Raw genomic sequence first — 25,371 nt, 5'->3', positions numbered from 1 at the left:
TGTGATATATGTTTGCTTCCCCGGCTGCACTATCCTTTTCATGTAAGGGCATTCAAAGTGATTGAGGAGGGGTTTCATGTATAGAAAAATGATGACTGCATTGCTTGCACTGACGATGGTTGCCGTAACGGCATGCAGTTCGGGGGCAAAGGAAGAACCATCCAAGGAAGCGGCTGCGCCACTTGCGCTGCAAGACGGTAAGTATGAACCTGCGGTTCAGATGAGCTATTTGCGAGCCTGGAATGATGATACAAAGTTCAAGAACGGAGAGACTGCACAGAACAACGTGCACACCAAATGGGCCAAAGAGCGTCTGGGCATCGACCTGACCACGCCTTGGGCTGTGTCCGTGACCAATGATGCTTTTTATACGAAGCTTCGTCTCTCCCTGTCGGCTAACGAGGAGATGCCGGATATCGTCTCCATCCGTGGGGACTACAATCTGGTGCGTGAGTTGATTGAGTCGGGTAAATTCGCCGATGCAGGTGAACTGTTCGACAAGTATGCATCCGACACATGGAAAGGGGCTGCTGAATCCGCACCGGAAGAGTGGTACCCGTACATGTATGAAGGCAAACGGTATGGTATTCCGATCTTTGACTATGCTTACAACGGCGACCCGGTTATGTTTATCCGTGAAGACTGGCTGAAGAAGCTGGGACTGGAAGAACCCAAAACGATCGATGAGCTCGTGACGGTGATGGATGCATTTACGAATCAGGACCCGGATGGTAACGGTAAAAAGGATACGTACGGTCTGACGGTCGGCATGAAAAATGCCCTCAATACCTGGATGACTGAATCCGGCTGGATCTTCGGCATGTACAACACGATGCCAGGACAGTGGAATCTGAATGCAGAAGGAACACTGGAATACGGCTCGGTTCAACCGGGTGTGAAAGAAGGACTTGCAACGATGAAAGACTGGTTGTCCAAAGGCTATCTGCCGAAGGAAGCCGGCGTATATGATGAGATCAAGGCAGCTGAACTGTTTACAGCAGGCAAAGCCGGAATCATTGTGGGACCACACTGGATGCCGAACTGGCCGATCGATGATGTGAAGAAAAATGTGGACGGCGCTACCTACAAAGCCATTGCCCTGCCAACCGGACCGACTGGCGAGAGCCATCACCACGGTTCAGGTGCCAGCAACGGGGTTGTGTTGATCAACAAGGATATGGCAAACCCAGAAATTTTCTTCACATATCAAAATTATTTGTTCGATAACTTCGCTAATCCAGAAGTGGGTGGGGAGTTCGAACATGGCTTTGCCCAAGGATATGACTTTGATATCGTAGATGGTAAAGTGCTTGGTGAAGCTGAAGTGAAAGATGGGGTATCCCCCCTCAAATACACAATTACGTATGACGGTGCACGGATTCCGAACCTGATGATGGATACGCTGGCGGAGCTTGCTACAGGCAAGGAGCCTGAGACGCCTTTTGAGAAAAACACGAAGATTGCCAACAAACCGGAAGTGTTTGCAGCGGCCCAAGTCGTGGTAGCTCATAAGGATGATGCAATCAAGAACAAATTCACGGGTGCACCGACGGATACGATGAAGATGAAAAAAGATGCACTCGACAAGTTGGAGAAAGATACGTTCAGCAAAATCATTTATGGTCAGATTGGCATCGATGAATTCGACGCGTTCGTAACGAAGTGGAAATCCATGGGTGGCGATCAAATCACAACGGAAGTCAATGAATGGTTCAAAACAGTCAATTAATACCGTGAATGGTTTACGAGATGAATCATACTAAAGTAATACAAGAAGGAAGAAGTATTTCGTAAATACACCGGATTTGGGCGGGAAATCGCCTGAATTCCGGTGTTTTTGTTTTGCGTGGGGAATGCATAGACATGTATGGAAGAGCTTATCCATTCATTTCTTGACGTACAACCGTGCGTAAGACTTATTGTTTCGCAGATGCGCGAGAGAGTAGAATAATAAGTATTATACGAACATCAATACGTATTTTTAGCATAGATGGTTTGAGCAATGATCTGATTAATGGGAAGGCGGTCGAAGCATGAGTACACGCTATGATCAGGCAATGGAAGAGATGATTGAGGTAATTGAACAATGGTTTGATGAACAGTTGAAGCGGGATGACCTGGAAAAGGCAGTGAAGCGAACAACGCTGCAAATGGGAATCTTTAATGATATTTTGCTGGATTACAGACCTGGACGGACTACGTTAGACAGTGTGGACCTTGGATTGGATGAAGGATTGAAATCAAAGAATGCAGGCCCATTTACCGAGGAACAGGTGCGGAATGAAATTCAGCCCAAGCTTGTAGAAGTGGTTCAAGGAAAATTAGACAAGCTGGCGGATACACCGTTGATCGACTATCGGTTTACCTTTCGCGGGAAATTCCCAACGACAGAAGGAAAGCTGCAAGTGACTATGCTCGAATATATCAACGAAGGGAAAAGGCAGCAGTTGCTTGAGCGCATTCATACATACGTAGACCAAAAGCTGCTGAATGGTACATATCCAACAAAGCCGTTGGAATCCTTTTTTTTGACGCGTCACCTGCTTGACCCGAAATTGTTCCCTGAACTGGACGTAGCGTGGACTATAGCGCAATATGATCGTATTCAGGAGTTAAATAAAGGACGTCAGGAAGCCCTGGCGGAGCATCGTGGTGATATTATTCGCGCAATAACGTCATGGGCAGAGCATTATTTTTTGCCACGCTACTTTGATGTACAGCCTTCTGCGTACAGCACCAATGTATATACACTTAAGCCAGGTGCTTCTTTGGAGGAGGACCAGCTTCAGAGTGAGCATGGGCATCATGTGGTACAGCCTATTGATCTGCTGCTGTATGCAGCCGTGATGATTCTTCGATATGAGCCTAGTTACAGTAAACCGAAAGGCCTCAACTTCCTGGAGCTGGCGAAACAGCTTGGCAGTAACCGAGCAGCGCGCATGATGACGGAAGGTAGCGGAACCTATGCTAAGGAAGATATCTATTTGAAAAATGAGCATGTGGAATGCACAGCCAACGATGTGTTCTCGATCATTACCATCATCATTCGCAAGGAAGAAGCAGCTGCCTACGAACAAGCCATTGCTTTTATCACCCGTTTGCTGAAGCAGGGTTTCCCCAAGAGTTACAAGATCAAGCTCAAATCCAGCGTGAAGCAGTATCTGCCTATTAAAGGTCTCGCGAAGTCGGATACCCATCGATTTTTCGCAAACCTACTTGAGTACCCGGAACTGCATCCGCTGCTTGAAGAATATGCACGTGCAGCAATCGAAGAGTTCGAATTTTATGCGGATACAGAGGGTGAAAAGAACTGTATGCCAGGCAGTTACGCAACCTTCGGACTTGGACTGGCAGATGAACGGTATTTCCCGTTGGTTGAATATTACATGGGAGAAGTGGATGATGAGCACCAGTTGGTACAGGATAAATTCACCGCTGCCTTTGCTGAGACACAAGGTGTAACGGCAAGCACGGTACCTGCATTAGTTGCCTGTTTGCTTCGTTCTACGGATTCTTTGAAGCTGAAGATTCAGCCAGAGTTGGAGAATGAGGATAAGCTTGAACTTTTGGTCCAATCGTTGCATGGGATGGAAACCTATGAAGTGGAGCGTGTGCTGTATCCGATTTGGGGGAAGGTAGAGAAGCTTGCAACGCTGGCACGCAAGGCGGATGGTAGACGGAAAGAGTTGCTGCTAGAGCTGTTAAAAGCTGCAGGGAAATAAGGATATATCCGTGAGGACTTTTCAAGGTTAATGTGATGTATGAGGATACAGGTAAAGGTGGGTGAGTATATGGGGCCATTGAATCGGGATGCATGGAAAGGCTTATCTGCTCAGGAAAAAGAGAAGCGGCTGCGTGATTTGGTCAATCATTTTCCCAAAGGTATGAAGTATGAGGGATTGGAGACATTTGAACGATTCGGTCAGCGAATCGAGACAGGTGTATTTTCGTATGATGAGCAGCGATTTGTGTTTGTGCCTGGTGATCGGGTGACACTTGGATGGGATCGTTGGCAGGATGGGATGAACGAGGAGACTTCCTCAGATTTTCTGGAGACGGTCAGTGAGTATGGTGTGGAGGATGTGGATTCTTTTTTAAGTAGCCAGATGTCTCCGGTTAGGGACGTGCACATTGCTCCCATGCTGGTGGAGTGCAGCAGCCATTCCCTTGGTTGGATTGAAGTGACGGAAGCTGAAGCGATGGCGCAGGAGAATGCCTATTTTGCAGAAGAATTGGAGAAGTTTAAGTTGTCCGATCTGAACCAGTATGAACTGCATCAAGAGTTCCGTCTGGTTCGTCAAAATGAGGCAGTACAGATATTTTGGTTCAATGAAGATTTGACGCTGGAGTACCTCATCGATGAAGAAGAAAAAGCAGGTTTTGGTTTGCTTACTGAAGATGAGTGGGAGTATCTGTACGGAGGGGGCTGCCGCACGTTATTTCCATGGGGAGACAGCTTCGACTACACGTTGAAATTGAAGCATTTTGGAAGCCTCGAAGAGGTGGAGGGAATTGTGGATGAATCGATAGAGCCGGACCCTTCCCTATTCGTCGAGAATGACCGTCCGTATGATTTGGAGCTGCCCAACTTTTTTGGTGTCCAGTTTGCTGGAGATCCCTATAATTATGAGCTTACGCTTGATGGATCTGGAAACATGATGCCCAAAGGTGGCGACGGTGGCGCGATGATCTGTGGTGGGATGGGACCGTTGGTCGGCTTCCTACCGGCTGCGGCCGTATACTATCGTGATGGTAATGCAGGTGAGTTGGACTGGGAGGATATGATCGATTACATGAACTATCGGAGAGTGATTCGTTTAACTGACTTGGCAAGGGAATTTTGAGTGTTAATAAATTAGTAAGGGTACAGCAGCATTTGCTGTGCCTCTATTCATTTTTTGGGTAAATATAATCAGGTTGATCATCCCAATATCAGGAGCGTGGGCGCATTGAGCACAGCTGCATATCCTTTTACAATAAAATGATAGACTTTTACATAACATGTTCAATCTTATATTAAGGAAAAGGGGAATGACTTTGCCTTCATATACATCGTTTGAATGTTCTGGCCGAGAGGCCTTGTTTCTGTTTCAACTGATGAATATTCCCGAAGCAGAACAGCTTCTCCGGGATCTCAATAATCCTTCCTTGGAGGGTGAGCAGGCGGAGGGTATGTATAAACAAGTTGTTAACCGTCTGGTTAAAGATAGTGTCATTGAAGTAGAGGATGGGCAAGTCACTATAGATCGGCAAGTACATAACCTGCTGATGGGGTGTAAGCTCAGTAGTGCAGTTATCCGGCTTGAACTGCATATCGTGGATGGTGAATCGTCCGTGACTTATGGTTTTTTATCAGGCATGCAAATTGTGGAATGGGTATGGATGCCCGCACGGGATCAGGCGGTACTGTCTTCTTTCAAAGAATTACAGGATCTGTTCCAACTCATGGGGAACCGGATTGAGTTGCCCAATACGGCAGAGGAAATGTTGCGCACAGCCATTCAGGCAGAAACGTTGCAGCAACTATTCGCGTTACCGATCGGATCAGACGTCGAGTCCACTCAATCGATTTTACAGCAGGACCATCACCTCAATGAGTCGTTGATCAACGAGTTATCCCATGCTTTCGTGACGATCTTAAGACAGGGGCAGTTTGATGTGTACACTCGCGGGACGGAGGGCAAGCCGCAAACCATTTATTTTCTGGGCAGTACCGGTGGCAATTGGTTATTCCTTGAAGGGAAAGATACAGATCTGACCGCATTCAAGGTGACCGAAGAAGAGGTGGTGCAGAGTCTATTTTTGCTAACGACACGTTCATTATCTATGTTGCCTCTGGTCTAAACCACGTGTAATCATCTACGCAAGTCGAAGGAGGAATTCCAATTGACCAAAATTATCATGAAAGCGGACTACCTGAACTCCCTCGCACAGCAGATTGAACAGGTTACCGCACAACTGCAGCAGGTGGATGGCGCTCTGCAACGTTCCATTCAGGGTGCAGTCTGGCAGTCGGGGAATCGTCAAACTATCATCGGTTTATACCAGACACACCAGCAACGGTTTCAGAACGCTGGACAGAATATGCAGCAACTGGCGGCATTTGTGAAAACCACCCGTGAGCGAATGGAACAGGAGGATCAATCAGGTGGTACATTTGGGCTGACCGGAATTAATCCAATCGCTCCATTTGACGGACCAGGAAGCACGGTAGGAACACTGACGGGAGCCGCGGCTGTTGCCCGGTTGGGATATCGCGTGAAAAATGGCTACATGGTCAAGCCGCAGCTGGACCGGAATACGCCGCGTATTTTGGTTCGTGAAAGTTACGATTCGGTCAAAGATAACAAGATTGTGAACGGAAGACCAAGAGACTACAAAATTCATTATGTCCGTGACATCGAAGCCAAACTTACTAATGGAACCGCTACCCCGCAGATCAAGGAAATAGCCTCTATGGTCAAGCCGGGTTATGCGGTCAAATCTGCATTAACGGACAAATTGGGATGGGCAAGTGTTGGCATTGATGTTTTCACTGATACCCAGGAGAACATTAGCCATAATGCGTCTAGTGACAAAGTTGCTGGCGATATCATCGGTAACGTTGTTGTCGGCGGGGCAACAACCGTTGGCGCGACACTTCTGACAGCGGCTATTCTGCCTGCAGCAGCACCTGTGTTGGCAGTAGGCGCAGTTGGTTTAGGCGTATCCGTAGGCCTGACTTATCTTGCGGAAGGGATAACCATGAATATGGATTTGGATGGCGATGGGAAGGATGATTCTGTGAAGGATGTCGTTAAGCATGGTGCAAAGAAAGCCTGGTCTACAGTAGCGGGGTGGTTTAAATAAATGGCAAGCAAAAAACGTAAAACTTCAACGACCAGCGCCTCGGTTTCTACGATGTATGAAGGAACGTCCTATCATCGGGATACATTCGAAAATTATCTGGCTGTATATGCGGTAGATGGCATTCGATTCAGTGCGGGTACGCTGGTGCTTTTCTTTCTTAATATATTCCTGTTAATTCCCGTGTTCAGTGCTCCGTTCCAATCCGCATACGCCTATATTCTCCTACCGTTGCTAGCGGTGATGAATGTGTGGGCCATCGCGTTGATTGTGGCACCACGAAGGTTGCAGGTGAATTATGTCCTGTTTCGGGGTGTGTTTGGGATCGTCTGTTCTTTGGGTTTTATGGTCATTGTGCAAAAGTTCGCATACGGCATGTTAGGCCTTACAACGCCGTGGTACGCCATTGGATCATTTGTTTTATATGGATTTGCATTATATCAGTATGCGAAGTTTCACTTGCGTAAACTGCAACAGTATCCTCAGCGGAAAAAAGGGGATAAGGGCGCTAGAATGCCAGTAGCTACGCTAACGATGTTAACGGGGGGTGGATATCTTCTGGCTAACATTTCACTGGCGTTTGTTACGCAGCAGACCGTAGCTGTCGTGCTCATCTGTGTCTATATTATGCTGGCTTTTGTTGTATTTCACTTTATTATGGATGTGCACCGATACTACTGGCTTCGCCAGGTGTTGAACAAGTCTGATGAGGTTCATGCCAATAATAAAAACATAAAATGATAAAGGAGGACAATCACTATGGAAAAAGAAACATCCACTTTATTGCCTACTGGCTCCGTCATCCTTTTAAAAGAAGGCACCAAAAAGCTGGTCATCTATGGACGCAAGCAAATGTTGATGACGGAACCACCACGTCAGTTCGATTATATTGGCTGTTTGTACCCGGAAGGGTATATCAATGCGGATTATACCTATGTATTTAATCATGAAGATATCGAAGAGATTATTTTCAGGGGTTATGCAGATGAGGAAGAAGAGGCGTTTGCTGTAAGTTTGAGTGAATCATAGAAAATGCAAAAAGCCATGGCCTTGAAGGAATGATAACTCATCTTCGGGTACATGGTTTTTTTAAAGCAATGTGATGTGGCATGTGCTTTTGCCTATCGGGACTGATCCGCTTCACGAAAACGGGTCGCCGTCTGCTGAAGACTATTGCTTGTTTCCTGCAAACCACGCAAATAATGGCTCACAGACGTCAGGCTATCATTCATTCGTTGTAGAAACTCACGCTGACGCTCACCTTCCCACTGACCCTCAGACTGATCCATCATCGTTTTGAGCTGCGTAAGGATAGCATGCCCGTTCTGCGAGGCCTTGTTAAATTCACCTGCAAGTTGCTGCAGTTGCTCCGGGGATAAATCGATCCGTTGGTTCATGAAGTACACTCCTTATCTTTTCTTCTGTTAGATGCAGTATACTTCATTATAACGCTATTCATTATGAAATGAATCCGGACGAAAGCAGTGTTTTCAGAATCATAGCAATCATCTTGTATAGGACAAAACACACATTGAATCTGTCCCTGACCACAGGAAGAACAGAATGATGTGTGTTTGTTAGTTTTATGATTTTCAGTGTGTTTCTATGATTCTAGCTGCGAAATTATTTCACTTTTTGTACAGATACAGCCATTTGCTCCAGCTGTGTATGAGTCAAAGCGTTATTTGTTGAGCTGAGGGTCACATAGCGATCATCCAGTTTGAATGTCAGCATGTCGGTTTGATCCGGTGTGTACCATTTGGCGGTAACTCCGTTGGGCAATTTAACATTTTTGCCATCATAGCTGAAGGAGTAGTCTTTAGGCGACACCGTGACATTCATGTGATTGAAGACAAAGTTTACACCATCGCCACCTGCAGCCACACTTTTGAATGAATCCCCGGCAATCATGTGTTGTGGTGCGTACGCAGTCTCAAATCCTTGGAATTTCGCAAAGGCTTTGCGGATGGCAGCTGATTGTTCTTGGGTATATTTCACATCAGCGAAGCCCGTAACGCCTTGATCATTGCCTTGAACCTTTTGCACAGATACAGCCACTTGCTGCAACTGAGCCTGAGACAGCTTATGGTCAGGTGAGCTTATTGTGACGTAACGATCATCCAGTTTGAACGTGAGCATACCCGTTTGATCCGGTGTGTACCACTTGGCTGTGACGCCATTGGACAGTTTGACATCTTTGCCATTGTAACCGTCCGAATAATCTCTTGGAGACACATCCACTTTCATATGATTAAATGTAAAGCTAACTCCATCGCCGCCAGCACCTACACTTTTGAACGTATCACCTGCAATCATCTGCTCAGGAGCGTATGCTGTCTCGAAGCCATCGAACTGTGCAAATGCCTTTTGAATGGCTTCTTTTTGCGCTGCGCTATAGGTTACATTGTTCAATGTGGAAGGATTGCTTATAGCTTCTCCGATGATCACCTGTCCTTTTTTACCGTCATACGATACAGGTACATGCAGCGCATCAGCAATGGCACGTACAGGCAGATAAGTTGAATTATTGTAAGTGATTGGAGCCAGTTTGTTGCCATTGCCATCCGTTGGTGAGTACGCCGCACCGTCTACATTGAAGCTGATCCCATGGTTGAGATATGCCGAGATTTTCTCCAGCTGAGTGCCTGCGAACACGCCCGTTGCTCCTGTTAATGTCATGCCCAGTACCATCATCGTTGCTGCGGATTTCTTCAAGTTTTTCTTCATGTGTATAACTCTCCTTTAAATTGTGTTTTTTATAATGGCTTGCTGTCCTTATGGCTTTATATTACCCGCGGAACATATCCAGAATAATTCTGAATTATCTCGAACTTGTAAACATGTGTAAGGATTTTTCATTTGGAATTTGTTGTTTAGAGGAGAGCATTCACATTATTGATGTTGGAGAAGCAAGGAGAGGGGATATTCATTTCGATCAGGCAGCCGCGCTGACTTCCTTCATTCCCACATCTGTTACAGAGAGAGAACTGTCAGAGATTGCAGCTGATTTTGAGCAGGGATATACACAGGAAGGTAATTCTTTCAGCAGGAAAAGTCTTTATGAACAAATGCATATGTGGGTGATACGTGGACTCTTGGCCATCCTAAGAGAGAAGGGAATGGTTCGCCACACCATCCCATATGTACAATGAAACCTTAAATTACTCGAAAAGTTCAGACATGTACTTTACTTTGCTGAGATTAAGGGCTCTTCAATTCACTAAATACAGGATGAAACCGCCTATACCGAGAACGATGGCACCAACGTATACATAAGTAAGTTTGCTCAGATTTTGCCTGGTCCTGCGATCATACTCGGGGTTGCTGGTCTGATTCGCTTTTGAATTCCCGATGATCATGGTAGCAATTCCACCGAACAGGGCAATGCCAATAATTAAAATATAGGGCAGCAATGTCATGCGATGAACCTCCTTCATTGAAATCAATCGTTCTGTTCATTGTACTTCAAGTTCACCTTGGATGTAAGCTTTTTATTGATAAATTAAGGAAAATAAAGTCCTTCTCTTACAGTATGTATGCGGTGCTAAATGGAGCGGATCACTATAATTTTAAAATTTTAAATTTGAGATAAACCTTGTTGTGACGCGTATTTGCGGCTTTCCTGAGCGGAGGCTGCAATTTTTTTTGCCCAGAGAGTGATCCAGATTGAAGAACCCTGCGTTATACCCTATGAAGACGACGACGAGGAAACAAAGGATAAACAAAACTAACCGAGGAGTGACACGTAATGAAAATGAAAATGAAGAAATTTATCGCACCGATGCTGAGCTTGACGTTATTAATGCCGGGAATCGCCGGGGCTGCTGCAGCACCACAGACACCAATGACTACAATGAAGGCAAGTGTCAATACACCTGCTGCTGACCTGAGAGCGAGCCTGGATCACCTGTTATCCGAACACTTTGCACTCGCAGTAACCGCAATGGCGAAGGCATATGACGGAGCAAAAGATGCAGACGCAGCTTACAAAGCACTCGACCAAAATGCATTGGACATGCAGCCGGCAATCGCTTCCCTTTACGGTGATGCAGGAGCCAAAGAATTCGAACGTATCTTCCGCGCTCATAACAAATATACAGATGATCTTGTGAAAGCAACTAAGATGGGTAACCAGGCTGGAATCAAACAGGCTCAGAATAATATCAACGGTTTTGTAGAAGAATTCTCTACATTCCTCAGCACCGCAACGGAAGGCAAATTGCCAAAAGAAGCAGCCAAAAATGCTTTGAAAGTACATGAAGATCTCGTGCAAAAAGTATTTGATGAATATGTAGCAGGTGACTACACCGATGCATACAAAGCTTACCGTAAAGGTTTCAAAGAAATGTTCGACGTGAGTAAAGCACTTTCCACAGCAATCACAACACAAATGCCTGAGAAATTCGAGAACAGCAAAGCGGATACACCAGCAGCTAATCTGAGATCTGCACTGAACCACTTGGCTTCCGAGCACTTCGCTCTGTCGGCTCTGCAAATGCAAGAGCAATACGATGGCCGCACAGCAGCATCCAATGCACTGGTTACAGCTGAAGCTGGAAACACAGCGGATTTCAAGGCAGCGATTGCTTCCATTTACGGTAATGACGGTGCCAATGCGTTCGAGAAAATTTGGGTAACCAACCACGTGAATGCACAAAGCGACTATGTAACAGCGGTTAAAAACAATGATGCAACAGCTCGTGCAGCTGTGGAGAAACGTATTGACGGATTTACAGCGGAGTTCGCGACGTTCCTGGATTCCGCTACAGCGGGTAACCTGCCAAAAGCTGCCGGACAACAAGCATTGACGACACATGAGAAGCAAGTACAACAAGTATTGGATCAATACGCTGCGGCTAACTACGAAGGTTCGTACACGACTAACCGTGAAGGATTCAAAGTTATGTTTGGTGTAGGTCAAGCCCTGGGTAATGCAATTGTGACTCAATTCAATGATAAATTCCAAGAGCAACCCACTACACCGACAATGCCCGAAACAAGTACAACAACTGTATGGATGCAGCTGAACAGCAAAACGCTGAAAATCAATGACAAAACAACCAACATGGACACCACGCCAATGCTTTGGAAAAACACAACCTATATTCCACTGCGCTTCCTGAGCGAAGGAATTGGTGCAACCGTGAAATGGGATAAAAAAGCACAACAAGTAACGGTAATGGCTGGCAATGATACATTGAAGTTCTGGGTGAACAACAACGTTATGGAAGTGAACGGCATGAAGAAAAATGTGGGTGCAACGGTCTTTGTTAACAAAGATGGACGTACACAAGTGCCACTGCGTTTCATCGCTGAGCTTCTTGGGTGGGATGTAAAATGGACTCAAAAAGACGGCTCCATCACATTAACTAAATCCATGTAATTACTATCTATAAAAGAAAAATGAAAAGAGCTGCCCCATACGGCAGCTTTTTTCATTTTCATTTTAGTGTGTATTCCTTATCTTATCTTATCTTATCTTACTTTGGGAATCAGCAATCCAATCTGTATTACATGGACGCAAAAAGGCCACATCAAAATATTCAAATATTTGGTATAATCAAGGCAGTCAGCAACCTCGACACGTGTTTTTGCTCACGGTACGGTGGTGGACTGTACATAATTGTATTCATTAGCCCGTTGGAGTCATGTATGTTGTATTATTATTCGGTATGATCAAACAAGAAAAGGGGGTTCAAGCGGATGGACACAGCTTCAAAGCCTGAGCGACGGGCAAAACATATTGATACCCGTCTGTTTATTGCCTGGGCCGTATCAGTCATTGCGACTGGAGGCAGCCTTTATTTTAGTGAGATTAAGGGATACATCCCCTGTGATCTGTGCTGGTTCCAACGGATCTTCATGTATCCGTTAACGATTCTACTCGGCATTGCCTACTTCAAGGATGACGTGGGCATTACCAAATATGTTCTTCCGCTTAGTTTCATCGGAGGTGGAATCTCGTTATACCATGTAACAATTCAGCGTATCTACTCGGCTACAGGAAGTTCAGTGGCATGCGGACAAATTCCGTGTTATACCGATTATTTGAACTGGTTTGGTTTTATCACCATTCCGTTACTTGCACTGATCGCATTTATCATCATTATTGTTATGCTGTGGGGAATTGGCAAAACACCAAAATCTTCTTCATAAGAAAGGACAGATCATTGATGAGCGGACAAGTCCGTTGGTTCATGCCCTTCATCATTCTGACCCTCCTGATTGCGGGATGTTCGGAACAGAAGCAGTCCCAGTCAGGTGAGATGCCGGAGATGATTAAGGTGAAGCTCATGGTCCCTGACAAGGCTTCCCTCCATAAGCCCGTGACCTTGCAGGTGAAGCTCACTCAGGGTGATGTCCCGGTAAGCAATGCGGATCAAGTTCAATTCCAGATCTGGGATGAGCTTGAGGATGCCCCAGCAGTCTCGCCTGAATTAGGAATGATGACTGAGGAGAAGCTGGAGGAACAAGGCGCTTTGAAGGCAAGCGAGGTTGAGAATGGTCTGTATGAGGTGCAGTATACTTTTGAGCAGCCAGGTACGTATGTGGTGCAGGCCCATGTGACACAAGGGGCTATGCACAGTATGCCCAGAGCGAAGATCCAGGCGAAGTAAAGCGAAGACGGGCGTGGGGATTGGTTCCGGGCTGGAAATACGTATATAATCATTAAGATATGAAGAATGTTGTAGGAAAAGAGGTTGTTATGGCAACAATTCATGATGTTGCACTCAAAGCAGGCGTTTCCGTAACTACCGTCTCGCGTGTATTAAACAATCGGGGTTACATCAGTCAGAAGACCCGGGATAAAGTGTATCAGACCATGAACGAACTGAATTATCGTCCCAATGAAATTGCCCGTTCTCTGCTGCGTAAGCAGTCCAATGTCATCGGCTTGATTATTCCTGATGTGTCACATCCGTTTTTTGGTGAACTGGCGAATTATATTGAGTTTCATGCATACCGGAACGGGTTAAAAATGATGCTGTGCAACTCACACATGGACCCTTCCAAAGAGCGAGAGTATGTGGAAATGCTCAAGGGTAACCGGGTCGACGGAATTATTATGGGAAGCCATACGCTCGAAGTGGATGAGTACATGAATCTGCATTCTCCCATTGTTACATTGGACCGGCAGATTGGTACCGACATCCCGTTCATCTCATCTGATAATTATCAGGGCGGGGTTATGGCAGCCGAATTACTGCTCTCCAAAGGCAGACGACACGTTGCGCATATCTGCGGCAATCTAGGGCTGCAAATGCTGTCCAATCGCAGAACGACAGGTTTCACGGACACACTGAAGGCACATGGAATCCAGCCGGTCATGATTCATGAAACCGACCTTAATGTGTTCAGTCAGCATCAGTACACTGAATTGGTCGGAAAACTGCTTGCTGAGCATCCCGAAGTGGATGGACTGTTCGTCACCAGTGATCTGATGGCCATTCATGCCTTGAAGCAGATCGTGCTTCAGGGTCGCAAAGTTCCCGAGGATATCGCAATTGTTGGTTATGACGACATCCAGGCGGCGGGTTATGCGATGCCAGGCATTACAACCATAAGGCAGCCAATGGAGGCCATGGCTGAGCTTGCAGTCGAATTGATCCGAAGTCAGATCGCTGAGGAAGAGATCGGGATGGAGCATATTTTACCAGTCACACTGGTGGAGAGGGAGACGACCTGAGCAAGGTCGTTTTTTTTGCATTCTTTGATTCGTCTAAAATATTGTAAAAATCAATAGGGAAGGAAACTTGTTTATTTTTATGTCAAACGATTGACATGTCAAACCTTTGACATTATAATCTGTTTTGTAAGCGTTTCCTTTTATATTAATGAACGGGGGCCATGACAGATGAAAAGAGAGCAGAAATGGATGAAATTATCGGTATTATCTTTAATTATGGTTGTGATGTTATCCGCATGTGGCGGTGCGAAGACAGAAACAGGCTCAGGATCATCCTCATCGGACGGTGAGGTCAAAATCACGCTTCTGAATTCCAAAGCGGAGATTAACAGTCAGTTGGAACAGGCAGCCAAGGATTTTCAGTCCGAGAATCCCGGTATTACGCTGGAGATTGTGCCTGTAGGCAACGGTCAATCCCCATTTGAGAAAGCCTCGGCGCTGTATGCATCGGGTAACCCGACAACGATGATGATGCTGGATACAGGGGATGTTGAGAAATTCAAGGATCGCGTTCTGGATCTCACTTCAGAGAAGTGGATGAAGGATGCTGTCGAGAACAGCACATCAGCTACCACATTTGATGGCAAAAACTATGCATTTCCTTTCTCCATTGAGGGATACGGTTTCATCTACAATCAGCAAGTGCTGGATCAGGCTGTAGGTGGCACATTTGATCCTCAATCCGTACAGACCACTGATCAGCTTGAGCAGCTGTTCCAAAAGATTGCAGCCACTGGAAAGTCACCTTTGATCGTCTCTCCGATGGATTGGTCGCTCGGTGCCCACTACCTTGGGCTTGCGTACGGTGGACAGTCCCCGGATCGCGCCAAGGTTGATCAATTCATTAGTGACCTCAAGGCAGGCAAGGTGGATTTGGCTTCCAACACCGTCTTCAATGGCCTGATGGATACGTTTGACCTGATGAAGACTTATAACATCGACAAAGCTTCCCCGTTATCCGGGACGTATGAGCGTGGACCCGAAGTGCTGGGCAAAGGGGAGGTTGGCATCTGGTTCCAGGGGAACTGGGCTTGGCCTCAAATTCACAGCTTTGATACAGCGGATGGAAAATATGGCTTCCTGCCGGTTCCTGTGAGCAACAATCCGGACGATTTTGGCAACACGCAAATTTCGGCAGCCGTATCCAAACGCATTCTGATCGACAAGGAAAAGAGCACACCTGCGCAGCAGGAAGCTGCCAAGAAATTTCTGGACTGGATTGTCTATGAGGCCAAAGGGCAGGATTTCCTGGTGAATCAGGCGACCATTATTCCGGCATTTAGCAATATCACTCTAGAACCGGCTGATCCGCTCGGCAAGTCGATTGGCGATTACATTAAGGCAGGTAAAATCGAGGAATCAATGAGCACACTTCCAGCCGACCATTGGTCCAAACTGGGTGCTTCCATGCAGAAATATTTGGCTGATGTTATTGATCGGGGCGGACTTGCCAAGGAAATTCAAGACTATTGGACCAAGGTAAAATAAATTCAACGTCAAAATAAACCAGAGTAGCTCAGGGCACAGGCGAGGAACATTTCTTACCTGCTGCCCTCCGGGCTTCTGTTGTTGCACACAGAGAATGGACGGTATGCCGGGAACAAGAGGTGGGGCGATGAGGATTTTCGAACTGCCATTCCCGTCTCCGGCTAACCGGCAGTCAATACAGTTGGACAGAGTGGAGGATGACAATGCTGACCGAAAAAGGATTATGGACCCGTCTGCGTACCCGACTGATTTTTACCGGACCGACGCTGTTTGCGTTCGCTACCGTCATGATTATTCCGTTTTTGTACGGCATCTATTTGACGTTTACGAACTGGGATGGCATTGCTGTGGAGCAAAGTCTTGTGGGTTGGGACAATTATGTCGGCGTGTTCAAGGACACCGTGTTCTGGACATCATTCGGGATGACGCTGGAATACGTATTTATTACGGTAGTACTAACCAATGCGGTTGCATTCCTGCTTGCCTACGCGGTAACACGGGGCATGAAGGCGCAGGGCTGGTTCCGAGCGGGCTTCTTCCTGCCTAATCTCGTCGGTGGAATTGTGCTCGGCTTTATATGGCAGTTTATTTTTAATCAGGTGCTGGTATTTGCCGGACAGAAAATGAACATCCCGTTGTTCGCAGCCTCATGGCTGTCAGACCCCGACAAAGCTTTCTGGGCCCTGATCGTCGTTACCGTATGGCAATATGCCGGGTATATGATGGTCATATATATTGCAGGGCTGATGAATGTGCCCAAGGATGTGATGGAAGCGGCCAGTATTGACGGGGCAAGCAACCGCAAGATGCTCGCACGGATTGTATTGCCGCTGATGGTGCCTTCGTTTATCGTGTGCGTGTTCCTGTCACTCCAGCGGGGCTTTATGGTCTATGATCTCAACGTCTCTCTAACCAGCGGCGGACCGTTCAAAAGCACGGAAATGGTGTCCATGCATGTATATGAACAGGCTTTTCTGGCTCGTGATTACGGGCTTGGCCAAGCAGAGGCGTTTGTCCTGTTTATCCTGGTGGCCACCATTACATTGCTCCAGGTGTATTTCAGCAAAAAACTGGAGGTGGAGGCATAATGGCTGGACAATCTCGTATTTTGGGCTGGGCTAAGCTGCTTTCATTAATGGTAGCGCTAGTATTGTTCATTTTTCCGTTTTTGCTGCTCATCACGAATTCGTTCAAGGCCAATCAAGCCATCACATCGGACCCTCTGGGTCTTCCAGCGTCCTTTCAATGGGATAATTACGTTAGCGCCTTTGATAAAATGGGATATATATCGGCATTCGGGAATTCGTTGCTGATTACAGTGGCAGGTGTACTTCTGATCGCCCTGCTCGCAGCGATGACGGCTCATTATTTTGTACGGCATAACAGCAAGCTGAACCAATATCTTTTTTTCCTGATGGTAGCGGCCATGATTATTCCTTTTCAAGCCATTATGATCCCATTGGTGAAGATATACGGTTCACTCGGTCTGCTGGATAACAAATGGTCGCTCATTTATATGTACATCGGCTTTGGCAGTCCACTGGCTGTATTCATCTATCATGGCTTTATCAAGAGCATCCCGCTGGAGTTGGAAGAAGCAGCATTAATGGACGGCTGCGGCAGAGTGCAGACCTTCTTTCGCATCGTATTGCCAGTGCTGCTGCCTACAAGCGTGACGATAGCCGTGCTAAACGTCCTGTGGATCTGGAATGATTTCTTGCTTCCTTCCCTGGTATTGACTTCTTCCGAGCAGCGTACGCTCCCGTTATCCACCTTTTATTTCTATGGGACCTATACGGTCGATTACGGCCCATTGATGGCTGGTCTCGTGCTGACCCTGCTGCCTGTGCTGGTGGTGTATCTGTTCGCGCAAAAGTATATCATTCAGGGTGTGATGCAAGGGTCCATTAAATAATCGGTTTGAGGCAAATTGCGGTAGAGAGACAGGAGTGATAGACATATGAATCAGGAACCGGACGTAAGACAGGAAACAAACATAAAAAAGCATTCAGACATAAACAAGGGTTCACAAATTAAAACGGATTTAGACCTCAAACAAAAGTCAAATTACGAACATGAGTCAGACGGCGCATTGCCAGATACACAGCCTCAGACGCAGGAAAGCTATACACTTGCCCGGGCGGATGTTTACATCCAGGAACACCGGAAACAGGTTAATCCGACCTATCGCATGGCGTATCATTTGATGCCTGAAGTAGGCTGGATGAACGATCCAAACGGTTTTGTATACTACAACGGAATGTACCACATGTTCTATCAGCATTATCCCTATGCCCCGGTATGGGGGCCCATGCACTGGGGTCATGCCGTCAGTCATGATCTGATCACGTGGTCGTATCTTCCGGTCGCGCTCGCACCGGATCAGAGCTACGACAGCGGAGGATGTTTCTCTGGCAGTGCGATCGTTCAGGATGGCAAGCTGCTGCTCATGTACACGGGACATGTCGTGACGGGACCGCACAAGGATAACGATTACCGACAGACGCAGAATATTGCTGCATCGGACAATGGGGTGGATTTTGTCAAAAGTGCCCTGAACCCGGTCATCCGTCTGGATCAGATTCCGGAACACACGAGTCCGAAGGACTTCCGTGATCCCAAGGTGTTTGAGCGCAATGGCGTCTACTATTGTGTACTGGGTTCCAATGATACGGAAGGCGGTGGCTTAATCCTTCTATATCGTTCGACCAATCTGCAGCAGTGGAGCTATGTTAATATACTCGCTCAAAGTGACGGCACACTCGGGGACAACTGGGAATGTCCGGATTTGTTTTCTCTCGGCGGCCGGGATATTCTGATCATGTCTCCGCAGCGAATGCCAGCCCAGATGGACAACTATCGCAATTTGCACTCCACCGTTTACATGATTGGCACACTGGATGAATCGCGGGGCATATTGGAATATGAGCAATATCATCCGCTGGATTACGGATTTGATTTTTATGCGCCACAGACAACGGATGATGAGCAGGGACGCCGTATTATGGTAGCGTGGATGGAGACATGGGAGACGGATATCCCAACCCAACAGGGTCACCACTGGGCAGGGGCGATGACGTTGCCGCGCGAGATTGTTCTGAAGGGGGAGCGATTGTTCTTCCTGCCAGTCCCAGAGCTGGAGCAATATCGTTCGGATGAGGTTGAACAACATGACATCCGCTTGAACGGCACACGGGACTTGGGGATGGAAGGAGATCGATACGAACTGTTTGCCGTCTTTGAAGCAGATCGGGCAGACCAATTCGGACTGAAGCTGCGTACAGGAGAAGGCGAAGAGACAGTCATCTCCTATCAAGTAGGGGAGCGCAGACTTTGTCTCAATCGGGATCATGCAGGAGCCGGGCCCGGGGGTGAACGTGCTGCTGAAGTGCAGCTGCATGACGGTAGACTGGAGCTGCGAATTTTTGTGGACGTCTCGTCGATTGAAGTATTTATTCAAGGTGGGGAGAAGGTCATGACAGCTCGTATTTATCCAGGGCCGGAATCCACCGGGATCACAGCGTTTTCCTCAGGAGAGTGTACCTTGACTGAAGTTCGCAAGTGGGATCTGAAGGTATAGCATTTTTCGAGCTCTGTAGAGATGCTTGCTTAAATTGTATTAGAAAGAACTGTTTAACGTGGATGTATTCGATCCAAAACAGTTCTTTTTGATTTAAACGAAATTTGTTTAAGATATTGTTTGATTTATCGAAATTCAGATCAAAATATACCTTGACCTTGAAGTATACTTCAAGGTTTATCCTTGTTGTATTACAACATGTTGGAGGTAAGATCAATGAGAATTTTGGAATGGATGTTGGTCATTGTGACGGTTATTAGCGCAGTAGTCATGTTAAGTTCACCCAAACGCCGGGCAGTGAAAGTAGGTACGTTGTCGGCACTGGCACTGGTTGTCCTATTGCATGGGGTAATCGATCATTTTCGTGTGCAGCTGCTGCCCACCTATATCGTAGTCCTTGTTTTACTGATTGTATTGGCTTTTCAACTGTGGAAGTCCGGACGCCGTATGCAGAACATACAAAAACCGAAACGTCGTTCGTGGTTTAAAACCATCTTGGCATCCATTCTGGTGCTAGCTCTCAGTGCAGGTTCAATGGTGCTCACGTCGCTTTTCCCTGCATTTACGATGCCTGAACCGACAGGTTCATTCGCCATAGGCACCTATTCGCAGCAGCTAACGGATGAATCCCGCGAAGAAACCAAGACGGCTGAAGCGGGCGACAAGCGGGAACTTATGATTAATGTCTGGTATCCTGTAGATCAGGAAACAGCCAAAGGATTACCGCTGGAGCATTATCCTGCCGAGTTGGGAGAGGCGATCAGTCTCGTATTTGGCATTCCACCAGTGGTGTTCAGTTACCTTGATACGATTCCCACGCATGTGGTTAAAGGCGCTGAAGTGTCTGACGCACAGAGCAAGTATCCAGTGTTGCTGTTCTCACCTGGCGTACGCTCAGCACGCTTTCAAAGTATGACCGCGATTGAGGAACTGGTAAGCCACGGCTACATTGTTGTTGGGATCGACCATCCGTATACTTCTGCTCAAGTGACATTCCCGGATGGACATGTTGCTTCGTATGAGCCGGATCCTGACTATCCAACGTCAGAGGAATTATATCAACATAATATTGAAGGTGTTGGCATTCGTGCAGCTGACGCAAGCTTTGTACTGGATACGCTCACCCGGTGGAATTCACATGATCCGAATCAATTGCTCGCAGGCAAGCTTGATCTGGATCATGTCGGTATCTTTGGTCACTCCTACGGAGGCGCGACAACAGCGGAAGCGCTGGCACAGGATAGCCGTTTCAAAGCAGGACTCAGTTTGGAAGGCGGATTCTGGGGGACCGTATCCACGACAGCCTTGAAACAGCCGTTTATGTATATCATGTCAGGTGAAACAGCCAAAAGTATGGACCCGAACGCCACGGAGAAGGATAAAGTATTCTATCCCGAGTTTGAACCGGATTTGGACCGGGTGATGACAAGCAGTCTCAACGACACGTATTATCTGACCGTGGATGGCTTCTTCCATCAGAGTTTTACCGATATTTCCTTAATCTCACCCAAGATGTTTGCCAAGGGTATAACACCAGAGCATAATGTGGACATTACCAGATCATATACATTGGCATTCTTTGACCGTTATTTGAAGGGAGAAGAGCAGCAGCCTTTGCTGGAAGGGCCGTCAGACCGTTTTCCCGAGGCCACTTATGACACCAAGTATACCAAGCTGCGGAGCAATCAAGCAGAATAACGCGGAGATGGATGGAGGAGTAGCATGAAAACCATGACAAGAGGAGAGTTAGCCAAACGTACAGGGGTGAGCATGGCAACGCTCCGGTATTACGAGGACAGTGGAATTCTGCCTGTTCCTCGTCGTTCGTCTAACGGATACCGTGTGTATACCGAGGACTATCTCGTTAAGGTCAAATTCATTAAGGATGCTCAATCGCTGGGATATTCCTTAAAGGAAATACAGGCTACATTGCAACTGCTCAGTCAGGAGGACATGGAAAGTGAAGCGCTAAAAACACTTGTACGTGACCGAATTGAAGAGATTCAGCTGCATATTGATAACTTGCAGCGGATGCAGACTCTTCTTGCCGGGTTGCTCCTGACGCCAGAGAACGATATTCACAATTACATTGAATCTTTCCGAATCAACAATCAAGATGGCAATTGATAAGATAACCCTTTAACCAATAAACACCTTCCAAGATCATCCCTGACGCGTTTGGCGTGAGAGATATCTTTGAAGGTGTCTTTTATGTTTCCGCCTGTTCATAACGATTCAAAGCAATTCATAGCAATCCTGCTTCGCGCAGGAAATAGTTCACAATTTCCGTCTGATACTTGATCCGGTCTGATCGGTTCAGACTCCAGCAAGTCTCTACGGTAACCGAGCGGGCTTGAAGCAGGCGGGCTGCGGCTGTTCGTGCTGAACCGGGTAACTCATGCTGCTTCAGATTGAAGTGCCTGTCACGAATGGGAATCGAACGGTTCATTCGCCCTATAATTCGTTTGCATACCGGTACAGCCTTGCTGCCTGGATTGGTAATCAAGGTTTGCCCCAGTACCTGTGAGCTGCGTTGGGATAATCCGTTGGCTTCATGGAGGTCCAGCCACCAGGCAGGTCCATATTGACGGGCAAGCCGAAAGACAGCGGAAGCAAGCGGATGTTTGGCTTTATCAGAAATATGCCGCGGGAACGTGCGGTTTAAATCGGGTTTTCCTCGGTTTTTGTTTCGGTGAGCCTTCTGATTCACTCGTGGAATAATAATGAGGAGTCCGCGAACCACATGTCGCCGCCCTGCCATGCAGTCATTAGCTAGCTTCTGCGCAGCGGCCATGCTAGCGGTTTCATTTCCGTGAACGCCCGATGTAATCATGATGACGGGTCCTGGCTTCGTGCCTCGAACGAGGTAATAGGGAGTGGCGTGTGCACTGGATGCAGCAAGTGTGTGTTTGGTAACAAGCATGACACTTCACCTCCGCTATTACAGTACGTCATGTCCTTCCCGCATGTAACGGCATTTGAACAGGCCCTCATCCAGTTCTGAATAAAATAGGCCAGTCAGTCTGTCAGTACACTCGATGAATAATATCCTCGAAATCCGGTTCTTTCATCTCGACATCCTCAATCTCGCCCCATTGTTCGAGCTGCTTCAGAATGTCCATCGTGCTCCACTCTTTTCGATTTACCTCCACAGTGACGATCTGACTCTCTGCCCCTGTGATCTGAATGGCGGATGATATAGCATCCGGGATGTGATACGAACCGCGATACGTAACGCGAATAAGTGTTGGCAGACCGATGGTGTCGCGCAGAGAGGGGATGGAGCCGTCATACGTAAGTTGACCATGATTGATCACCATCACCCGACTGCATAGCTGCTCTATATCGTCCATGTCATGGGTGGTCAGCAAAATCGTTTTGCCAAACTCTTCATTTAATGTACGAAGAAATTGACGAATGTTCCGCTTCGCATTCACATCCAGTCCAATCGTAGGCTCGTCGAGAAAAAGCAATTCCGGGTCATGCAGCATGGAAGCTGCCAGATCAGCACGCATCCGCTGACCAAGCGAGAGCTTACGGACAGGCGTAGCCCAGAATGATTCCAGATCCAGCAGCTCGGCGAACTGGGCTAATCGTTTCGTTTTGTCCTCGGCACGAACTCCGTACATCTCGGCCAAAATATCATACGAATCCTTCACGGGCAGATCCCACCAGAGCTGGCTGCGCTGTCCAAACACGACACCGAGGCGTCCAACTGTGCGCCGTCTTTCCTGGTGTGGATTCATACCACCGAGCAATACCTCACCTGAGGTCGGATGAAGGATACCCGTCAGCATTTTGATCGTGGTGGATTTGCCAGCCCCATTGGGGCCGATATATCCAACAAATTCTCCTTTGCCAATATCAAAGCTAATGTCTCGAACCGCTTCCTTGGACAGATACTCACGTGAAAACAAGGTACGAAGCCCGGAGAACCGGCCCTCACGTACCACAGGGGTTTTGAACTCCTTTTGCAGATGCCGCGCTGTAATCATAGTCATGTCGATATTCTCCTCCTTAGCTACCTGTACTTTGATATTTGGTTAACCCGAATTTCCAGAAACGCAGACTTGCGGCCAGACTCAGGACGGCCACAACGACAATGGCACCAAGAACCCATGCACCTAATTCGCCGCGAAGCAGATAGAGTGACGGAACATAGTTAACGAAACCCACCGGGATTACGGTCAGCAGAATGCCAGACATCCATTTGGGATACAACGTCAGCGGATATTGGGCAGCTGTTCGCGCCGCATCCTCGGTGATGGTCTGCAGTTCCTCAATACGTGTGGTCCAGAATCCAAGCGTTGCCGTGGCAAGCCCGATTGAAAATAGAATAATGGCTCCGGTCAGGATAACGAGCAGAGAGAAGGGGATGACAGTCCAGCCGATCTGTCCGCTATGCATCATGCCTGCCAGAGACCAACAGAGAATAAACCCGCCTTGCAAAACTTCACCAGCCATGATGCGGAAATTTTGTGGCAGTAAGGCCAGCAATACGGGCATCGGACGGGTTAACAGTTGATCGAGTTCGCCGCCGACCAGATATTTTTCGAGATGATGCACTTCGTTGCCAAACGATCGATATAGTGTCTTGGATAGGGTCATGATCGCGAAGAGGTAACCGATTTCATGAAGGGACCAGCCTTGAATGGCTCCGAATTTGTGCAGCACCAGAGCAACCATCAGAAACTCGGAAATTTGAATCAATGCGGCCAGAACGGAGGCCATGACGAAATTGAACTTGTATTGCATCCGACTGCGGATGCTTGTTCGAATGAGCATTTTATATAAAGTGAACCAGGAAGTTGTTTTCATCCGCCCTGCACCTCCACTTTACGGCGCAGTACCTGGGTGATCGCCAGACAGACGAATGTCATGAGGACGCACCAAATCAAGGTTCCCCATAATAAGGAGCCATTTTCATAACCCAGATAGATTCGGGTCGGAACATAGAGCAGGAAAGGATAGGGAGATAGCCAGGCGATTCGTTCCAACCAGTCTGGCAGCCATTCCAGCGGAATGAAGAAACCAGCGAGCAGATTCATCATGGCGTGATTGCCCCAATGCAGCCAGGAGGACTCCGTCGTCCACATCGCGGTGGCGCCAATAATGTAATTCATACAGATGGATAAATAGGATGCGCCGGCAAGACCAATTGCGGCAAATAACAGGGTTGAAGCTTCTGAGGGCCATTGCAGAGAAAATACGATGGAGAAGAGCAGGTAAATCGGAATGCTTTTGTACACGAACTGGTAGGCAATCTGCCCCCATTCACGTGCCATCAGGTGGGTGAACAGATGAACCGGCCTCATGAGATCAAGCGCGATCTGCCCTGTCCTGACCGTAAGTGGAATACCAAGTCCATTGGTGAGAAAACCCGAGATCCAGAGCGAGGATTGCGTAAACGCAATGTAACTGATCATCCCCTGTGTCCCGTATTCTCCGAGAGAGTGATCGGCCCCGATGCCAATCCAGAGACAGGCATACATGTAACCGAACATGGCGCTTGCCAGGTTATGTACCATGTGGGCCCCGCGGTATTGCAGGTTCCGGGAGTAGGCTTTGGAAGCCAGAGTGAAATAAAGCATGTGACACCTCCGATAAGTTGGTTGAACGGCGTTTCCGTTCACTTCAGTCAAGGCGAAAAAGAGAGAAGGACAACAGCATACCAATATATTCCTTCACAGGCAAGACATTTTTTTGGCATATACCGGAAGAAATGAGGCTGTTCAACAATGCGCCACAAGACAGCGGTTTGTCCGTTCCT

General features: G+C 47.3%; 24 protein-coding genes. 17 read left to right on the top strand and 7 right to left on the bottom strand.

The features are described from left to right. The first annotated feature begins 76 nt into the window (after positions 1-76). The 7 genes from MKY42_RS28355 (at position 77) to MKY42_RS28325 (ending at position 7,875) form a co-directional block, all read left to right on the top strand. A complete protein-coding gene (locus MKY42_RS28355; protein ID WP_339846448.1) occupies positions 77-1,729 on the top strand; it encodes an extracellular solute-binding protein in 1,653 nt (550 codons plus the stop codon). 304 nt (positions 1,730-2,033) lie between these two features. Continuing rightward, entirely contained in the window at positions 2,034-3,722 is a 1,689-nt protein-coding gene (locus tag MKY42_RS28350) for a DUF6138 family protein (RefSeq protein WP_339846445.1), read from the top strand. Positions 3,723-3,791: 69 nt separating this feature from the next. Then, the gene (locus MKY42_RS28345; protein ID WP_090904637.1) at positions 3,792-4,844 is read left to right on the top strand and encodes a hypothetical protein; all 1,053 of its coding nucleotides are present in this window, start codon (positions 3,792-3,794) and stop codon (positions 4,842-4,844) included. 253 nt (positions 4,845-5,097) lie between these two features. Beyond that, positions 5,098-5,844: a hypothetical protein gene (locus tag MKY42_RS28340; RefSeq protein WP_339846442.1), complete on the top strand. Its 747-nt coding sequence runs from the start codon at positions 5,098-5,100 to the stop codon at positions 5,842-5,844. Positions 5,845-5,886: 42 nt separating this feature from the next. Then, the gene (locus MKY42_RS28335; protein WP_256222499.1) at positions 5,887-6,849 is read left to right on the top strand and encodes a hypothetical protein; all 963 of its coding nucleotides are present in this window, start codon (positions 5,887-5,889) and stop codon (positions 6,847-6,849) included. A gap of 51 nt (positions 6,850-6,900) precedes the next feature. Further along, positions 6,901-7,587 carry a hypothetical protein gene (locus MKY42_RS28330; RefSeq protein ID WP_090904753.1) on the top strand — a complete coding sequence of 229 codons (687 nt, stop codon included), beginning with the start codon at positions 6,901-6,903 and terminating at the stop codon, positions 7,585-7,587. Positions 7,588-7,605: 18 nt separating this feature from the next. Continuing rightward, positions 7,606-7,875 carry a DUF4176 domain-containing protein gene (locus MKY42_RS28325; RefSeq protein WP_090904639.1) on the top strand — a complete coding sequence of 90 codons (270 nt, stop codon included), beginning with the start codon at positions 7,606-7,608 and terminating at the stop codon, positions 7,873-7,875. A gap of 92 nt (positions 7,876-7,967) precedes the next feature. On the opposite strand, the gene MKY42_RS28320 is transcribed toward MKY42_RS28325, so the two are convergent. The 3 genes from MKY42_RS28320 to MKY42_RS28310 form a co-directional block, all read right to left on the bottom strand. Continuing rightward, on the bottom strand, positions 7,968-8,243 hold the full coding sequence (locus MKY42_RS28320; RefSeq protein ID WP_090904640.1) for a WXG100 family type VII secretion target: 276 nt from the start codon (positions 8,241-8,243) through the stop codon (positions 7,968-7,970). A 226-nt stretch (positions 8,244-8,469) separates the two neighbouring features. Continuing rightward, entirely contained in the window at positions 8,470-9,573 is a 1,104-nt protein-coding gene (locus MKY42_RS28315; protein WP_090904641.1) for a stalk domain-containing protein, read from the bottom strand. 485 nt (positions 9,574-10,058) lie between these two features. Next, positions 10,059-10,265: a hypothetical protein gene (locus MKY42_RS28310; RefSeq protein ID WP_339846434.1), complete on the bottom strand. Its 207-nt coding sequence runs from the start codon at positions 10,263-10,265 to the stop codon at positions 10,059-10,061. A gap of 329 nt (positions 10,266-10,594) precedes the next feature. Here MKY42_RS28310 and MKY42_RS28305 point away from each other — a divergent pair, with 329 nt between their 5' ends. From MKY42_RS28305 to MKY42_RS28260, 10 genes are all read left to right on the top strand, one after another. Next, positions 10,595-12,229 carry a copper amine oxidase N-terminal domain-containing protein gene (locus MKY42_RS28305; RefSeq protein ID WP_339846431.1) on the top strand — a complete coding sequence of 545 codons (1,635 nt, stop codon included), beginning with the start codon at positions 10,595-10,597 and terminating at the stop codon, positions 12,227-12,229. A gap of 320 nt (positions 12,230-12,549) precedes the next feature. Continuing rightward, a complete protein-coding gene (locus MKY42_RS28300; RefSeq protein ID WP_076291195.1) occupies positions 12,550-13,002 on the top strand; it encodes a disulfide oxidoreductase in 453 nt (150 codons plus the stop codon). 17 nt (positions 13,003-13,019) lie between these two features. Then, a complete protein-coding gene (locus MKY42_RS28295) occupies positions 13,020-13,463 on the top strand; it encodes a FixH family protein (RefSeq protein WP_090904644.1) in 444 nt (147 codons plus the stop codon). A gap of 89 nt (positions 13,464-13,552) precedes the next feature. Then, positions 13,553-14,533, top strand: a complete 981-nt coding sequence (locus MKY42_RS28290; protein WP_090904645.1) for a LacI family DNA-binding transcriptional regulator — start codon at positions 13,553-13,555, stop codon at positions 14,531-14,533. A gap of 168 nt (positions 14,534-14,701) precedes the next feature. Then, positions 14,702-16,021, top strand: a complete 1,320-nt coding sequence (locus MKY42_RS28285; protein WP_218834990.1) for an ABC transporter substrate-binding protein — start codon at positions 14,702-14,704, stop codon at positions 16,019-16,021. Between the two features lie 203 nt (positions 16,022-16,224). Beyond that, positions 16,225-17,109 (top strand): sugar ABC transporter permease, encoded by an 885-nt coding sequence (locus MKY42_RS28280; RefSeq protein WP_090904646.1) that lies wholly within the window; start codon positions 16,225-16,227, stop codon positions 17,107-17,109. Continuing rightward, positions 17,109-17,936, top strand: a complete 828-nt coding sequence (locus MKY42_RS28275; protein ID WP_110001565.1) for a carbohydrate ABC transporter permease — start codon at positions 17,109-17,111, stop codon at positions 17,934-17,936. Before MKY42_RS28280 ends, MKY42_RS28275 begins: the two co-directional genes overlap by 1 nt. 45 nt (positions 17,937-17,981) lie before the next feature. Next, complete coding sequence (locus MKY42_RS28270) at positions 17,982-19,601, top strand: glycoside hydrolase family 32 protein (RefSeq protein ID WP_339846419.1); 1,620 nt, start codon at positions 17,982-17,984, stop codon at positions 19,599-19,601. Between the two features lie 216 nt (positions 19,602-19,817). Next, positions 19,818-21,299, top strand: coding sequence for a lipase (locus MKY42_RS28265; protein ID WP_339846417.1), 1,482 nt, complete (start codon positions 19,818-19,820; stop codon positions 21,297-21,299). 24 nt (positions 21,300-21,323) lie between these two features. Continuing rightward, complete coding sequence (locus MKY42_RS28260; RefSeq protein ID WP_090904650.1) at positions 21,324-21,728, top strand: MerR family transcriptional regulator; 405 nt, start codon at positions 21,324-21,326, stop codon at positions 21,726-21,728. 118 nt (positions 21,729-21,846) lie between these two features. Here the strand turns inward: MKY42_RS28260 and MKY42_RS28255 are convergent, their stop codons facing one another. The 4 genes from MKY42_RS28255 to MKY42_RS28240 form a co-directional block, all read right to left on the bottom strand. Continuing rightward, complete coding sequence (locus tag MKY42_RS28255) at positions 21,847-22,524, bottom strand: succinylglutamate desuccinylase/aspartoacylase family protein (RefSeq protein ID WP_339846413.1); 678 nt, start codon at positions 22,522-22,524, stop codon at positions 21,847-21,849. Between the two features lie 103 nt (positions 22,525-22,627). Next, positions 22,628-23,596, bottom strand: coding sequence for an ATP-binding cassette domain-containing protein (locus MKY42_RS28250; RefSeq protein WP_110001649.1), 969 nt, complete (start codon positions 23,594-23,596; stop codon positions 22,628-22,630). 22 nt (positions 23,597-23,618) lie between these two features. Beyond that, positions 23,619-24,419: an ABC-2 family transporter protein gene (locus MKY42_RS28245; protein ID WP_339846410.1), complete on the bottom strand. Its 801-nt coding sequence runs from the start codon at positions 24,417-24,419 to the stop codon at positions 23,619-23,621. Further along, positions 24,416-25,192, bottom strand: a complete 777-nt coding sequence (locus MKY42_RS28240; RefSeq protein ID WP_024631448.1) for an ABC-2 family transporter protein — start codon at positions 25,190-25,192, stop codon at positions 24,416-24,418. Before MKY42_RS28240 ends, MKY42_RS28245 begins: the two co-directional genes overlap by 4 nt. Positions 25,193-25,371 lie beyond the last annotated feature (179 nt).

The organism is Paenibacillus sp. FSL W7-1088 (genome assembly GCF_037969855.1).
In the GTDB taxonomy this organism is placed as follows: domain Bacteria; phylum Bacillota; class Bacilli; order Paenibacillales; family Paenibacillaceae; genus Paenibacillus.
Note: the sequence above shows the minus strand (reverse complement) of the source record. Positions and strands in the feature narration are given on the sequence as shown.

Coding starts and splice junctions, on each gene's coding strand:
- MKY42_RS28355 (WP_339846448.1), top strand. CDS start 77: ATGTATAGAAAAATGATGACTGCATTGCTTGCACTGACGATGGTTGCC.
- MKY42_RS28350 (WP_339846445.1), top strand. CDS start 2,034: ATGAGTACACGCTATGATCAGGCAATGGAAGAGATGATTGAGGTAATT.
- MKY42_RS28345 (WP_090904637.1), top strand. CDS start 3,792: ATGGGGCCATTGAATCGGGATGCATGGAAAGGCTTATCTGCTCAGGAA.
- MKY42_RS28340 (WP_339846442.1), top strand. CDS start 5,098: ATGAATATTCCCGAAGCAGAACAGCTTCTCCGGGATCTCAATAATCCT.
- MKY42_RS28330 (WP_090904753.1), top strand. CDS start 6,901: ATGTATGAAGGAACGTCCTATCATCGGGATACATTCGAAAATTATCTG.
- MKY42_RS28325 (WP_090904639.1), top strand. CDS start 7,606: ATGGAAAAAGAAACATCCACTTTATTGCCTACTGGCTCCGTCATCCTT.
- MKY42_RS28320 (WP_090904640.1), bottom strand. CDS start 8,243: ATGAACCAACGGATCGATTTATCCCCGGAGCAACTGCAGCAACTTGCA.
- MKY42_RS28315 (WP_090904641.1), bottom strand. CDS start 9,573: ATGAAGAAAAACTTGAAGAAATCCGCAGCAACGATGATGGTACTGGGC.
- MKY42_RS28310 (WP_339846434.1), bottom strand. CDS start 10,265: ATGACATTGCTGCCCTATATTTTAATTATTGGCATTGCCCTGTTCGGT.
- MKY42_RS28305 (WP_339846431.1), top strand. CDS start 10,595: ATGAAAATGAAAATGAAGAAATTTATCGCACCGATGCTGAGCTTGACG.
- MKY42_RS28300 (WP_076291195.1), top strand. CDS start 12,550: ATGGACACAGCTTCAAAGCCTGAGCGACGGGCAAAACATATTGATACC.
- MKY42_RS28295 (WP_090904644.1), top strand. CDS start 13,020: ATGAGCGGACAAGTCCGTTGGTTCATGCCCTTCATCATTCTGACCCTC.
- MKY42_RS28290 (WP_090904645.1), top strand. CDS start 13,553: ATGGCAACAATTCATGATGTTGCACTCAAAGCAGGCGTTTCCGTAACT.
- MKY42_RS28285 (WP_218834990.1), top strand. CDS start 14,702: ATGAAAAGAGAGCAGAAATGGATGAAATTATCGGTATTATCTTTAATT.
- MKY42_RS28280 (WP_090904646.1), top strand. CDS start 16,225: ATGCTGACCGAAAAAGGATTATGGACCCGTCTGCGTACCCGACTGATT.
- MKY42_RS28275 (WP_110001565.1), top strand. CDS start 17,109: ATGGCTGGACAATCTCGTATTTTGGGCTGGGCTAAGCTGCTTTCATTA.
- MKY42_RS28270 (WP_339846419.1), top strand. CDS start 17,982: ATGAATCAGGAACCGGACGTAAGACAGGAAACAAACATAAAAAAGCAT.
- MKY42_RS28265 (WP_339846417.1), top strand. CDS start 19,818: ATGAGAATTTTGGAATGGATGTTGGTCATTGTGACGGTTATTAGCGCA.
- MKY42_RS28260 (WP_090904650.1), top strand. CDS start 21,324: ATGAAAACCATGACAAGAGGAGAGTTAGCCAAACGTACAGGGGTGAGC.
- MKY42_RS28255 (WP_339846413.1), bottom strand. CDS start 22,524: ATGCTTGTTACCAAACACACACTTGCTGCATCCAGTGCACACGCCACT.
- MKY42_RS28250 (WP_110001649.1), bottom strand. CDS start 23,596: ATGATTACAGCGCGGCATCTGCAAAAGGAGTTCAAAACCCCTGTGGTA.
- MKY42_RS28245 (WP_339846410.1), bottom strand. CDS start 24,419: ATGAAAACAACTTCCTGGTTCACTTTATATAAAATGCTCATTCGAACA.
- MKY42_RS28240 (WP_024631448.1), bottom strand. CDS start 25,192: ATGCTTTATTTCACTCTGGCTTCCAAAGCCTACTCCCGGAACCTGCAA.